The organism is Tsuneonella amylolytica (assembly GCF_003626915.1).
GTDB lineage: Bacteria > Pseudomonadota > Alphaproteobacteria > Sphingomonadales > Sphingomonadaceae > Tsuneonella > Tsuneonella amylolytica.
On the sequence record NZ_CP032570.1, the window covers coordinates 12,174 to 24,657 of the forward strand.

Genomic DNA, 12,484 nt, shown 5'->3' on the forward strand with positions numbered 1-12,484 from the left:
GGGTACTCCTTGGAAATCATTCGGCTGCCACCGACCTTTCGGCCAGCGGGTCGCGTGCGAAGCGTAAGGTGACGCGGGTGCCCGCCTCGCCATCGGAGGCGCCGGCAAAGGCCATGTCGCCGCCATGTTCCTCGACGATCTTGTTGACGATCGCGAGGCCGAGGCCGGTCCCCTTTTCGCGGGTCGTCACGTAGGGTTCGACGATACGTTCGCGGTCCTGCGGCAGGCCGACGCCGTTGTCCTCTACCGCGATTATCAGGCGTTCGTCGGTGGCCGACAGGCTCACGGCGATGCGCCCGCGATAGTCGGGCTCCGCCCCGCGCGCCCGCGCATCAATCGCTTCGGCTGCGTTCTTCAACACGTTGGTCATCGCCTGGCCCAACTGGTGCCGGTCGCAGGCAATCAGGATCGGCCCGTCGCTGTCCGACGAGAGCGAATAGGAAACTTCTGGGTGCCCGACCTCCTGCAGGAACAGCGCCTGCTTGACGAGATCGTAGGCGTCCTCCGGCCGGAACACGGGCTTGGGCAGGCGGGCGAAGCTGGAGAACTCGTCGACCATTTTCCTGAGATCGCCGACCTGGCGCACGATCGTGTTGGTCAGTTCGTCGAACAGGTCGCCGTCGAGCTCGATCTGCTTGCGATACCGGCGCTTGAGGCGCTCCGTCGCGAGCTGGATCGGGGTGAGCGGGTTCTTGATCTCGTGCGCGATCCGGCGCGCGACGTCGGACCATGCGGCCTGCCGCTGGTCGAGGATCTGGCGGGTAATGTCCTCGAACGTAATGACTTGCCCGCCCGGAGCCGGGGCGATCTTGACCGCCAGCGTCAGAAGTTCGCCGCCCTTCGACCAGTTGACGATGCCGCTGGCGAGCCGGGCTTCCACCATCGCGGCAAGCTGCGGGGCGATCTCTGCGATGGAGGCGGCGGCGGGCACCGGGCCCTTCTCGCCGAGCAACAGTTCCTGTGCAGAGCTGTTCATGAGCAGCACCCGCCCCTCGCGGTCGAGCGTGACGATGCCGGCAGAGATGCTCTCGATCACCGCTTCGATGAACGCCCGCCGCTCTTCGAGCTGGCGGTTCGCGCCGACGAGGGCTGTGGTCTGCTGCTCGATCTGGCCGACCATGCGATTGAACGCGCGGTTGAGCATGCCGATCTCGTCGGGGCCGGTGCGCCCCTCGACCCGGACGAAATCGCCCGCCCCGATCCGCCGAGCGGCCCCGACCAGTTCGCCCAGCGGCGCGACCTGCCGGTCGGCAAATCGCAAAGCGAACCAGACGGCGAGGATGACGAGGAAGATGCTGACGAAGAACAACGCGAGGTTGAAGCGAAGCTGCAGTGCCCGTGCGCGCTTGGTCAACACTTCGTAAGCCGCGCCGATCTCCTGCGCGTTGCGCCAGAGGCTGAATCCCAGCGCCTCGGTGTTACGCGCGGTGTAGAGGAAAATGCCTGCCCGCTGATCGATGGGCGCAAAGGCGACGATGCGTTGTTGGTCTCCGGAGACGACAACGGGTTCGCCGCTCAGGAGTCGGGGCAGCGCCTGCTCCGCGAACACGAGCGGCGCGTCTCCGGACTGCAGGTTGGCGATGGCGGCGGTGCGCAGCGTTCCGTCGGGCAAGCGCTGAAATATCGCGGACTCGGTCAGCTCGCGCGCCGGTAGTTGCTGCCCGTAGACGTCGGAGAAATCGGGGTCCGTCAGCTTGAAGCTGGAGAGATAATAGCCGACGTCGGCTGCCATCGCGATCGTCTGGCTCTGTACCTGGAGCTGGTTCTGTTCGTAGTATCCGCGCGCCAGGTTGTTCGCGTTCTGCATCATCCCGCGCGAGTTGTTGGAGAACCAGAAATCCACGCCCGACTGGAACAGGAACGCGGCGAAGGCGGCGACCAGCAGTGTCGGCACCGCCGCCACCATCGAGAAGAAGAAGACGAGGCGCACGTGCAGCCGCGCGGTCGTGCCGGCTGCCCGCCGCAGCGCCATGCGCCGGCCGATGAGCACGACCAGTGCCATCGCCGGAAGCAGCGTTGCGATCAGGAGCCCGGCCACCCGCCGCGATGGCAGCAGCTGCCCGTCGGGCGGCGCGCTGGCAAACGTGTACCAGGTGACCCAGACCATCGCCGCGAATGCGAGGAAGGCTGCGATCTCGAGAAAAAGAAAGACGTTCGCGCGCCGGCTCGCCACCATGAACCGCCGCCACCAGCGCGGGCTCCGGCGAGCCGTGAGGCTCGCATCTGCAGGAGGGGCACTGGTCATCGTTGCTCGGTTACAACGACACTGTTGCCGATTTGCAAGCGCTTTTCGGCGACCCGCGCGCGCCCGGCGCCTAGCGGTTCGCGGCCGAGACGTCTGGATCGATGGCGAGATCGGTCAGACGCTTGCGCAACGTGTTGCGATTGATACCGAGAAGGCGCGCGGCCCGCACCTGATTGCCGCCTGTTTCGGCGAGCGCATGCGCGAGGAGCGGGCGTTCGAGTTCGGCAATGGCGGCATGATAGAGATCGCCATCGCGGCGGCCCGAACCGGCGAGCCAGCCCGCCAGGGCGGTTTCGAACGCATTCGCCGAACCCGCCTGCGGCTTCGAGGAATCCTCGCCCAGGACCGTCGCAACCGTCCCGGCGTCGATCGTGTCGTCGCGAGCGAGCAGCGCGAGGCGATAGATCGCGTTGCGCAGTTCGCGCACGTTACCCCGCCATTCGCGCCGCGCGAGCGCGGCGAGCGCGCCGTCGTCGATCCGGCGGCGCGGCAATCCTTCGCCCACCGCAAGCGCGAGGAAGTGGCCAGCCAGCGCGCCGATGTCGTCCCGCCGATCGCGCAAGGGCGGCAGTTCGATCGGCACGACCGCGAGACGGTAGTACAGATCCTCACGGAATGCCCCTGATGCAATCATCGGGGCGAGATCGCGGTTCGTGGCCGCGACGATCCGTACGTTTACCGCGATTTCCTGCCGCCCCCCTACCCGCCGGATGCGGCCCGACTGGAGCGCGCGCAGCAGCCGCGTCTGCGCCTCGAGCGGCATGTCGCCGATCTCGTCGAGGAACAGCGTGCCGCCGTTCGCTTGTTCGAACTTGCCGATCGCCTGCGCCACCGCGCCGGTGAACGCGCCCTTCTCGTGCCCGAACAGTTCGCTTTCGATGAGTTCGTGCGGGATCGCGGCCGCGTTGACCGCCACGAAAGGGCCGGACTTGCGATGGCCGAGCTGGTGGATCGCCTCTGCGACGAGTTCCTTGCCGGTGCCGGATTCGCCAAGGATGAGGACGGTAAGATCGTTGCGCAGTACGCGGGTGATCATGCGATAGACGCCCTGCATCGCCTGGCTCCGGCCGACGAGCGGGAGCCCCGCCCCGCTCTCGTCGGGCAATGGCGTATCGTGGTTCGCGCGGCCACCGGCGGCATGGTTCACCGCGCGCACCAGTTCGTCGAGATCGAACGGTTTGGGGAAGTACTCGAAGGCCGCGATCTCCGTCGCGCGGACGGCGGTGTCGAGGGTATTCTGTGCCGACAGCACGATGACCGGAAGGTCGGGATGCTCCACCCGCACGCTGGCGAGGCTTTCTATCCCGTCGCCATCGTCGAGAACGACGTCGGTCAGCATCGCTGCGTAATCGCCTGCAGCCAGCATCCGGTCGCGCGCGGCGATCCCATCCACCCGGTCGACCGCGTATCCTTCGTCCTCCAGCGCGGCGGTAATGACCGTGGCGATCGAGCCGTCGTCTTCGACGAGGAGGATGCGCTTGCCCATCGGTTTATCCTTGTTTCGCCACCGGCAGATGGATGCGGAAATGGGTGAGGCCCGCCCGGTCGTCGCGCTCGTGGGCTATGCGCCCTTCCATGTCGCGCACCAGCCGCCGCACGAGAGCAAGGCCGAGGCCCTGCCCGCTTTTCTTCGAGCTCACGAACGGTTCGAACACGTGCTCGCGCAAAGCCGGCTCGATACCGGGGCCATTGTCCGATACCGTCAATTCGATCGGCAGGCGGACCGACCGGCCCGGGCGGATGGCGTTGTAGATGAGCCCACTGACGTAGCGGGTTCGGACGGTGACTTCGGCGTTCTCCCGCCCGGAACAGGCATCGCGCGCGTTGGCGACGAGGTTTATGACCACCTGTTCCAGCGCTCCGCGGCTGCCGAGTACTGCGGGAAGCGACGGGTCGAACTCCTCGACGATTGCCACGCCCTCGGTTCCCGCTGCTCGCATGGTCGCAAGCGCGCCGCGCACGGCTTCGTGCAGATTGAACGCCTCGTTCGGTTCCGCCCCCACCGCACCCAGCCGCTGCATGCGGTCGATCAGCGAGGCGATGCGGTCCACCTCGCCCGCGATCATGTCGGCCAGCGGCCGATCCTTCGCATCGAGCTTGCGGGCGACGAGCTGGCCCGCTCCGCGAATGGCCGCCAGCGGGTTCTTGATCTCGTGTGCGAGCACTGCCGGGGCAGCGAGCGCGGCGGATCGATCGCCCTCCCCCATCTCTTCCTGTCCCGCGTCGCTCAGGGTCATCACGCGCCAGCCGGGATGGGTCGCCAGCGGCGAGATCGAGAGGTTTACCCTGCGCTCTCCCCCCCCGGTGCGTACAGCGACCCCGCGCGCGACCAGCGGCGCTGCGTCGTCCGGCGGCCGGCGGGTGATGCGTTCGTCGTCGATCATCAGCACGTCGTAGATCAGCGATCCGACGAGGCGGTGCGCACTGCGTCCCAGCATCTCCTCGCTCGCCGGATTGGCTTCCGCGACGACGAGATCTGGGTCGAGCAGCAGGACGGCGAAGACCAGGCCCGCGATTTGGGTGCGCGGGTCGGGTGTACCGCTCACGCAGCCGCTTGCCGCAGCATCGGCGTATAGAACCGCTCGATCTCGTCCAGCACGGTAGCGGGGTCGTCGATGAAGTTCGCCTTGTTCCGAAACTCGGCCGAGCCGTGCAGACCCTTCGTGTACCAGCCGAGATGCTTGCGGGCGATCTTCACACCCGTGTACTCGCCATAATGGTCGAGCATGGCGCGGTAGTGCTCGACCAGTGTCGCGAACTGCGCGTCGATGTCCGGGTCGGCGAGCGCTTCGCCGGTCTTCCACCAATGCATGACCTGGCCCAGCAGCCACGGGCGACCATATGCTCCGCGCCCGATCATCAACCCGTCGGCATTCGATTGCTCGAGGGCTGCGGCAGCGTCTCCGATCGAGCAGATGTCACCGTTGACAATGACCGGGATGGTCACCGCCTCCTTCACCTTGCGCACGAAGCGCCAATCGGCGCTGCCCTTGTACATTTGGTTTCGCGTACGGCCGTGAACGGTAATCATCCGCACTCCGAGATCCTCGGCGATGCGCGACAACTCGGGCGCGTTGAGACTGTCGTGGTCCCAGCCCATGCGCATCTTGACGGTGACCGGTACCGAGACCGCTTTCACCGTGGATTCCATCAGCTTTACGGCCAGCGGCACCTCGCGCATCAGCGCGCTGCCGGCGAACTGGCCCACGACCTTGCGGACCGGACAGCCGAAGTTGATGTCGATGATCGCCGCGCCGTTCGCTTCCTGCATCCGCGCCGCTTCCGCCATCGAGGCGGGATCGCAGCCGACGAGCTGCATCGACACGGGCTCCTCGATCGGATCCCACTCGGCTTTCTGGATCGACTGGCGGGTCGCACGGATCGCTGCCTCGCTCGCGATCATCTCGGTCACGTTGAGGCCGGAGCCGTAGCGCCGCACCAGACGGCGGAACGGCAGGTCGGTCACCCCCGTCATCGGCGCGAGGACGACCGGCGTGTCGATCGCCACGGGTCCGACCATGATCGGGCGCACGGGCGGCGGAGGAGGAAGCGGGTTCACTTGTCGATGCCTAAAATTTGGGCAGCGCATAGTGGATTGCTGCATTGCACGCAAGGCGGTAGCGCCTTGGCGCATGTCGACCAACACCCGCTCCTTTGCCGCCGTCGTGGTCGCTGCCGGCAAAGGTCTGCGCGCCGAACAGCGGGTGCCGAAGCAATTCGCTATGTGGCGGGGCAAGCCGGTCGTCCGCCATTCGGTGGAAGCGTTGCTCGAGGCAGGCGCCGACCCCGTCGTGATTGCGATCCCGCCCGGCGGCGAAGCGCTCGCCGCCGCGGCGCTCGCCGACCTTCCCGTTCGTTTCGTTACAGGCGGAGCGACCCGGCAGCAGTCCGTTCTCGCTGCGCTGGAGTCGGTCGGCGAAGCCGCGACCGTCCTGATCCACGATGCCGCGCGCCCCGGCCTTCCACGATCGGTGATCGAACGCCTGCTCGCCGCGCTGGACGATTATCCCGGTGCGATCCCGGTCCTTCCCGTCGTCGACAGTCTTGCGATCGCCCAGGGTACCATCATGGCCGGGGTTGCCGATCGCGAAACCCTTCGCCGCGTGCAGACCCCGCAGACGTTCCGCTTTCCCGATATCCTCGCCGCCCACCGGGCATGGGCGGGAGAAGCCGGTGCAGGCGACGATGCGCAAGTGCTCGCGGCTCATGGAGGCACTGTCGCGCTCGTCGATGGCGACGAGGCGCTGAAGAAACTGACATTCGCGGGAGATTTCGTGGACGACTTGCCCTCCGTCCGTACCGGCAGCGGGTTCGACGTGCACCGCCTCGCTGCCGGGGAAGAACTCTGGCTGTGCGGGATCCAGCTCGATCATCCGTTCGGTCTCGCAGGTCATTCCGACGCCGATGTCGGCATCCACGCGGTCGTCGATGCGATCCTCGGTGCGGTCGGCGCAGGAGATATCGGCCAGCATTTCCCGCCCAGCGACCCGCAGTGGAAGGGCGCGCGCTCGTCGCGTTTCCTCGAACACGCCATCGGCCTCGCCGCCGAAGCCGGCTACCGGGTCGGCAATCTTGATGTCACGCTGATTTGCGAAGCGCCTAAGATCGGTCCGCACCGCGATGCGATGCGCGCCCGTCTTGCCGAACTTGCCGGGACCGATGCATCCGCGGTAAATGTGAAGGCGACTACCACCGAAGGCCTCGGCTTTACCGGCCGCGGCGAAGGGATCGCCGCTCAGGCCGTAGCCACGATGATCCGCCATTCATGAGGTCGCCCATGCACCGTCTCGCCCCCGCCCTCGCTGCCCTTTCGCTGGCCGCTCTGCTGCCCGCCCAGGCCAACGCCCAGTCGCAGGCTGCCGCGGCCTGCCTCACCGAAGCGCAGCTTGCGAACGTCATCGTGTACGCAACCCCCGCGGTAGTAACTGGCGTACGCGGTAAATGCGCGCCTTCGCTCGCGTCTTCGGGCTTCCTGGCGACAAAGGGGGATGCGTTCGCTTCGAAGTATGTGGCGCTCCAGAATGCGACGTGGCCGTCCGCCAAGGGCGCATTGTTGACGGTCCTGGGCAGCAAGGCGGGGGGCAGTGCCCAAGGCAAGCAGATGCTGGGAATGGTTTCCCAGTTCCCCGATGAAACCGTCCGTCCCCTTGTTGATGGTCTCCTCGCCCAGCAGGTGGGCGAGATGATCGCGGTCAAGGATTGCGGCAAGGCGGAGCGCGCGATGCAACTTGCGTCGGTGATGCAGCCGCGCGACAACGCGGCGTTGATGGCGTTCGTCCTTGTCAACAGCGGGTCGAAGGACCTGCCCGTATGCAAGCCGAAGGCATGAACCAGCTGCTGCCCGACGCGATCGTCGATATCGCCCGCCGGGTGGTCGAGGAGAACGCGAAGATTGGCCGCCGCATCGTCACCGCGGAAAGCTGTACCGGCGGTCTTGTCGCGGCGGCTCTGACCGAGATTCCCGGTTCGTCGGCCGTCCTCGACCGCGGCTTCGTCACCTACTCGAACGATGCCAAGCGCGACGATCTAGATGTGCCGGGCGAGCTGATCGAAACCTTCGGTGCCGTCTCGATCGCGTGCGTCTGGGCGATGGCGCAAGGGGCGCTCAAGAACTCGAACGCCGACGTGGCGGTCGCCATCAGCGGGGTTGCCGGGCCCGACGGCGGCACGGCGCTGAAGCCAGTGGGCACGGTCGTATTCGCGCGCGCCACGCGCGAGGAAGGCTCCGAACCCGAAGGGGAAATGCGGCAGTTCGACGGCGGTGACCGGTCATCGATCCGCCGTCAGGCGACGCTGGCGGCGCTCGAACTATTGTTGCCGTAAAGGGCGTCGGCGCGCTTTTCGAACGCGGCGACCATCTTGCGGAAGGCCCGGTCGAAATACTGGCCGGCCAGCGCTTCGAACACGGCGTTGCGGAACGTGAAGTCGACGCAGAAGTTGATCTCGCACCCGCCGTCCGGCATGGGACGGAACAGCCAGCGATTGTCGAGATCCTTCATCGGCCCGTCGAGGTAGTGCACCTCGATCCTGTCGGGCCGTTGCTTGACGACGCGCGATGTGAACTTCTCGCGCAGGCTCTTGAAGCCGACGAGCATGTCGGCGACCATCTCGTCCTCGCCGTCGGACTTTACCCTTGTCGCGACCACCCACGGCAGGAACTCGTGGTACCGTCCGACGTCGGCGACCAGGTCGAACATCTGCTCGGCCGAATACGGCAGGCGGACAACTTCGTGGATGCCCGGCATCGGCGCCCCCGCCTTATCGCTTGGCGCGCGCGAGTTTCTCCTCGCGCGCGGCCTTCATGGCGGCGAAGTCGTCGCCCGCATGATAGCTCGACCGGGTGAGCGGACTGGCGGCAACCTGCAGAAAGCCCTTGGCCCGCGCGATCGCACCGAACGCCGCAAATGCCTTTGGGGTAACAAAGTCCTCGACCTTGGCATGGCGCGGGGTCGGCTGGAGATACTGACCCATCGTGATGAAATCGACGTCGGCGCTGCGCATGTCGTCCATCACCTGATGCACTTCCAGCCGCTGCTCGCCGAGGCCGAGCATGATGCCCGACTTGGTGAAGATCATCGGATCGTGCGCCTTAACCTCCTCGAGCAGGCGAAGCGAGGCGTAGTAGCGCGCACCCGGACGGATGGTGGGATAGAGCCGCGGCACCGTCTCGAGGTTATGATTGTAGACATCGGGGCCGGCCGCACAGATCGCTTCTACGGCGGGACGCATCTTGTTGCGGAAATCCGGGGTGAGAATTTCGATCGTCGTGTTCGGCGTCTCGCGGCGCAACGCCTCGATGACCTTGACGAACTGGCTCGCCCCGCCGTCGGGCAGGTCGTCGCGGTCGACCGAGGTGACGACGATGTGCTCCAGGCCGAGCTTTGCCGCCGCGGTTGCAACGTGTTCGGGCTCGAGCGGGTCGACGATGCGCGGCATACCCGTCTTGACGTTGCAGAACGCGCAGGCACGCGTGCACACGTCGCCAAGGATCATCACCGTCGCGTGCTTCTTGGTCCAGCATTCGCCGATGTTGGGGCAGGCGGCTTCCTCGCACACGGTGTTGAGCGAAAGGTCGCGCATCAACTGGCGCGTCTCGTGATAGCCCTTGCTCACGGGGGCTTTCACCCGAATCCATTCGGGCTTGCGCTGGCGGGGTTGCGACTGGGGGATGAAGGGGGCGGACGCGAGGTCGTTCATGCCCCGCCACTTAGGGATGACGCTTGAAACTGGCAATGCCGCGCGGCATGGGCCGGGTCATGGCACAGCACGAAAGTCCGCTCGACAACCTCCTGGATGGCTACCGCCGGTTCCGCGAAGGCGACTGGGCGGAGGAACGGGAACGCTGGTCGGCGCTGGCCGAGGGGCAGTCGCCGAAGACGATGGTGATTTCGTGTTCGGACAGCCGGGTCGATCCCTCGCAGATTTTCGACGTTACCCCGGGCCAGCTGTTCGTCGTGCGCAACGTCGCCGCGCTCGTTCCGCCGTTCGAGACGACCCCCGGGCAGCATGGCGTTTCCGCCGCGCTCGAATTTGCCGTGCAATTCCTCAAGGTTCGCGAGATCGTGGTGATGGGTCATGGCATGTGCGGCGGCTGCCAGGCTGCCCTCACCCAGAACCTGCACGGTAATCGGCTGGGCGAAGGCGGCTTCGTGGCGAACTGGATCGACATGCTAGACGACGCGCGCGAGCCGATCGCGGAAACGCTGGGCACCACGGGGCGCGAGGCGGAACGTGCGATGGAGATGGCGGCGGTGAAGGTCAGCCTCGCCAACTTGCGCACCTTCCCCTGCATCCAGGAAAAAGAGCCGACCGGCGAAGTGACACTGCGCGGGGCGTACTTCGCGATCAGCGATGGCGTGCTGCACCTGCTCGACGAAGGGACCGGGGAATTCGCGCCGGTTGCCTAACCGGTTCGGCGGGCGCATTGGGGCGCGCATGGACAACTCCGAGAACCTCAAGAATATCGCGCTGCTGATCGACGCTGACAACACCACGCCCGCCGGCATCGATCCGGTGCTGACCGTCATGGCCGAACTCGGCCAGGTCAACATCCGCCGGGCCTACGGCAACTTCGCCAAGCAGGGCCTCAGCAAGTGGGGCGAGATCACCAACAAATACGGGATCCGTCCGCAGCAGCAGTTCGACGTCTCGAAGGGCAAGAACGCCACCGACATGGCGATGACGATCGATGCCATCGACCTGCTCAACCAGGGCAAGGTCGATGGCTTCGGCATCATGTCGAGCGACAGCGATTTCACGCCGCTCGTCACCCGGCTGCGGCAGGACGGGCTCGTCGTCTACGGCTTCGGCAGCGCCAAGACCCCGCAGGCCTTCAAGAGCGCCTGCACCCGTTTCATCGACATCGATCAGCTGATCCGCACAGCCTCGGCCGGCGATACCGCCCCGCCGGGATCGGCCGAGACGGCGGCGGCCGACACCGACCTTCAGGACCTCATCGGGGCGGCCTACAAGGAAGCCAAGCGCGACGACGCTGGCTGGGCCAAGTTGCAGCAAGTCGGCCAGATCGCCGGCAACCGGTCGAGCTTCGACGTGCGGAACTACGGCTTCAAGAGCCTGAGCGAAATGTTCAAGAGCCTCGGCAACTTCAAGGTGGAACGCCGCGACGATGGCCAGCTGTGGGTGAAGCGCCTGCGCTAAACACACGCGGAATGTCGACCGGACACGAAAAAGGCGCGGACCTTGCGGCCCGCGCCTTTCTTATCTTGCTTGGTAACGCTTACTGGGCGGCGGGCGCGGCCGGGGCGGCAGCCTGCTTGCCGTAGATCGACCACAGCTGCGCGATCGCCTGACGCGCGCCCTGCACCTTCAGGAAGTTCGCGTCGGCCTCGGCGTACTTGCCCTGGTCGAGTTGGGCGATGCCGAGGCGGGTGAGCACGCGCGCAGTATCGACGCCCGGACGCGACAGCGCAAGCTTGTACATCTCTTCCGCCTTTGCCGACTGCTGGTAGCCGAGATAGGCATCGCCGGCGGCCATCGCGGCAGTCGCCGTGCCGCCCGAAGCGGTCGCGTTGGCTTGCAGCGTGGGGAGATCAGCCATGTCGGCCTTCACGCGCCCGGCGGCAATCGTGCGGGCTTCGTTTACCAGCGTGTCGTTCTGCTTGAGCAGGCCGGCAGCGATGCCAGCATCGATGATCCGTTGCGTTTCGCCCGGAAGACGGCGCGCATCGGACGCGGACAGGTAGTCGATGTAGTCGCGCTCGTTGCGCAGCGACTTGGTCCGCTGCGCCAGCCGCATCAGATCGAGCAATTCCTGGTCACCGTACTCGCGGAGATTGCGCTGGATCGCGATGGCATCGCCCCAGCTCGTCGCAGACGGATAGTACTGCGCGTACATGCCGGCATACTTGAACGACTGCGGCTCGAGGTTCGCCTCGTAGGATCGCGCCAGCGCACGCTTCAGCCACGCCTCGGGAACGGGCTGTCCGGCGGCGACCTTCTTGGCGATCGCCTTGTCGATGTAATCGAGGCCCTGCGTCGTCTGGTTCTGACCGAAATAAGTTTCGGCCAGCAGCAGTTCGGCATCGCCGGTGTAGCCCGCATCGATCGCCTGCTGCGCGCGGGCCTGCGCCTTCGCCCAGTCTTCGGCATTGTAGGCGAGCGACGCGGCGGCGTAGAGGTTCTTGGCGTAATCGGCGCCTTCCATCTTGCCGCTGTCGAGCATCCAGTCGAGACCCTGACGCTGCAACGTTATGTCGTCGGTCTTGGCGCCCACCGAGTAGGTGATCTGGCCGGCCGCGAACTTGTCGTCCGGAGTGGACGCAGCCGCCTGCAAGGCCGGAAGCTGCGCTTTGAGCGGCGCGGCATCGCCGTTGTCGGTCAGAACTTTCGCGATCGGCTGATAAACCGCGACAAACGGCTTCGAGTAGTTCGCCTTCGGGGCCTTGGCCTCCTTCTTCTGGGCCATGGCCGGTGTTGCGACGGCGGTCATCGCCACGGCCCCGCCGGTGGCGAGCGCGAAGGCAAGGGTCAGCCGCGAGGCGGCGGCACGAAACTTGGGCATAGAGTGATCTCCCACGTATGAACGTCGGCCCCTTGAAAACTGGCCGCGGCTGTCTGGCACACGGCTAGTGCCGCGTCACACCGGACATTGCAAACGGTAGTAGGTTTGGGGCCGTGAATGCCCTTTGAACGGTGCCGTCAGCCTCCGCTCAGCGCTTTACAGAGGCGCTGTGCACAGTTGCCCCAGCACGTCGCCAATCTTATGTGGAAAACACGCGG

Annotated in this window: 12 protein-coding genes; 5 read left to right on the plus strand and 7 right to left on the minus strand. The window is 66.1% G+C overall.

Features of this window, described 5'->3' with window-relative positions; translation table 11 throughout:
• Window positions 1-16: 16 nt before the first annotated feature.
• The 4 genes from D4766_RS00065 to dusB form a co-directional block, all read right to left on the minus strand.
• On the minus strand, window positions 17-2,245 hold the full coding sequence (locus D4766_RS00065) for a sensor histidine kinase (protein WP_120715595.1): 2,229 nt from the start codon (window positions 2,243-2,245) through the stop codon (window positions 17-19).
• A gap of 70 nt (window positions 2,246-2,315) precedes the next feature.
• Complete coding sequence (locus tag D4766_RS00070; RefSeq protein ID WP_120715596.1) at window positions 2,316-3,731, minus strand: sigma-54-dependent transcriptional regulator; 1,416 nt, start codon at window positions 3,729-3,731, stop codon at window positions 2,316-2,318.
• A 4-nt stretch (window positions 3,732-3,735) separates the two neighbouring features.
• On the minus strand, window positions 3,736-4,791 hold the full coding sequence (locus D4766_RS00075; RefSeq protein WP_120715597.1) for a two-component system sensor histidine kinase NtrB: 1,056 nt from the start codon (window positions 4,789-4,791) through the stop codon (window positions 3,736-3,738).
• Window positions 4,788-5,804: a tRNA dihydrouridine synthase DusB gene (dusB, locus tag D4766_RS00080; RefSeq protein ID WP_194955771.1), complete on the minus strand. Its 1,017-nt coding sequence runs from the start codon at window positions 5,802-5,804 to the stop codon at window positions 4,788-4,790. Before dusB ends, D4766_RS00075 begins: the two co-directional genes overlap by 4 nt.
• 73 nt (window positions 5,805-5,877) lie before the next feature.
• Here dusB and D4766_RS00085 point away from each other — a divergent pair, with 73 nt between their 5' ends.
• The 3 genes from D4766_RS00085 to D4766_RS00095 are packed head-to-tail and all read left to right on the plus strand — an operon-like array spanning window position 5,878 to window position 8,068.
• Window positions 5,878-7,014, plus strand: coding sequence for a bifunctional 2-C-methyl-D-erythritol 4-phosphate cytidylyltransferase/2-C-methyl-D-erythritol 2,4-cyclodiphosphate synthase (locus tag D4766_RS00085; RefSeq protein WP_120715598.1), 1,137 nt, complete (start codon window positions 5,878-5,880; stop codon window positions 7,012-7,014).
• Between the two features lie 8 nt (window positions 7,015-7,022).
• Window positions 7,023-7,574, plus strand: a complete 552-nt coding sequence (locus tag D4766_RS00090; RefSeq protein ID WP_162935595.1) for a hypothetical protein — start codon at window positions 7,023-7,025, stop codon at window positions 7,572-7,574.
• Window positions 7,571-8,068 carry a CinA family protein gene (locus D4766_RS00095; RefSeq protein WP_120717942.1) on the plus strand — a complete coding sequence of 166 codons (498 nt, stop codon included), beginning with the start codon at window positions 7,571-7,573 and terminating at the stop codon, window positions 8,066-8,068. Before D4766_RS00090 ends, D4766_RS00095 begins: the two co-directional genes overlap by 4 nt.
• On the opposite strand, the gene D4766_RS00100 is transcribed toward D4766_RS00095, so the two are convergent.
• Together D4766_RS00100 and lipA are read right to left on the minus strand one after the other, a co-directional pair.
• Window positions 8,029-8,490 (minus strand): type II toxin-antitoxin system RatA family toxin, encoded by a 462-nt coding sequence (locus D4766_RS00100; protein ID WP_120715600.1) that lies wholly within the window; start codon window positions 8,488-8,490, stop codon window positions 8,029-8,031. The two genes, D4766_RS00095 and D4766_RS00100, sit on opposite strands and share 40 nt — an antisense overlap.
• A 13-nt stretch (window positions 8,491-8,503) precedes the next feature.
• Window positions 8,504-9,442 (minus strand): lipoyl synthase, encoded by a 939-nt coding sequence (lipA, locus tag D4766_RS00105; RefSeq protein WP_120715601.1) that lies wholly within the window; start codon window positions 9,440-9,442, stop codon window positions 8,504-8,506.
• 59 nt (window positions 9,443-9,501) lie between these two features.
• On the opposite strand from lipA, the gene D4766_RS00110 reads away from it, so the two are divergent.
• Both D4766_RS00110 and D4766_RS00115 read left to right on the plus strand, forming a co-directional pair.
• On the plus strand, window positions 9,502-10,152 hold the full coding sequence (locus D4766_RS00110; RefSeq protein WP_407701517.1) for a carbonic anhydrase: 651 nt from the start codon (window positions 9,502-9,504) through the stop codon (window positions 10,150-10,152).
• Between the two features lie 28 nt (window positions 10,153-10,180).
• Window positions 10,181-10,903 (plus strand): NYN domain-containing protein, encoded by a 723-nt coding sequence (locus tag D4766_RS00115; protein ID WP_120715602.1) that lies wholly within the window; start codon window positions 10,181-10,183, stop codon window positions 10,901-10,903.
• Window positions 10,904-10,982: 79 nt separating this feature from the next.
• Here the strand turns inward: D4766_RS00115 and D4766_RS00120 are convergent, their stop codons facing one another.
• A complete protein-coding gene (locus D4766_RS00120; RefSeq protein WP_120715603.1) occupies window positions 10,983-12,266 on the minus strand; it encodes a hypothetical protein in 1,284 nt (427 codons plus the stop codon).
• Window positions 12,267-12,484: the final 218 nt, after the last annotated feature.

Bases quoted from the DNA above. Each gene is read 5' to 3' on its own strand.
- D4766_RS00065 (WP_120715595.1), bottom strand. From the start codon at position 2,245: ATGACCAGTGCCCCTCCTGCAGATGCGAGCCTCACGGCTCGCCGGAGC.
- D4766_RS00115 (WP_120715602.1), top strand. From the start codon at position 10,181: ATGGACAACTCCGAGAACCTCAAGAATATCGCGCTGCTGATCGACGCT.
- D4766_RS00090 (WP_162935595.1), top strand. From the start codon at position 7,023: ATGCACCGTCTCGCCCCCGCCCTCGCTGCCCTTTCGCTGGCCGCTCTG.
- D4766_RS00120 (WP_120715603.1), bottom strand. From the start codon at position 12,266: ATGCCCAAGTTTCGTGCCGCCGCCTCGCGGCTGACCCTTGCCTTCGCG.
- D4766_RS00095 (WP_120717942.1), top strand. From the start codon at position 7,571: ATGAACCAGCTGCTGCCCGACGCGATCGTCGATATCGCCCGCCGGGTG.
- D4766_RS00085 (WP_120715598.1), top strand. From the start codon at position 5,878: ATGTCGACCAACACCCGCTCCTTTGCCGCCGTCGTGGTCGCTGCCGGC.
- D4766_RS00070 (WP_120715596.1), bottom strand. From the start codon at position 3,731: ATGGGCAAGCGCATCCTCCTCGTCGAAGACGACGGCTCGATCGCCACG.
- D4766_RS00110 (WP_407701517.1), top strand. From the start codon at position 9,502: ATGGCACAGCACGAAAGTCCGCTCGACAACCTCCTGGATGGCTACCGC.
- lipA (WP_120715601.1), bottom strand. From the start codon at position 9,442: ATGAACGACCTCGCGTCCGCCCCCTTCATCCCCCAGTCGCAACCCCGC.
- D4766_RS00100 (WP_120715600.1), bottom strand. From the start codon at position 8,490: ATGCCGGGCATCCACGAAGTTGTCCGCCTGCCGTATTCGGCCGAGCAG.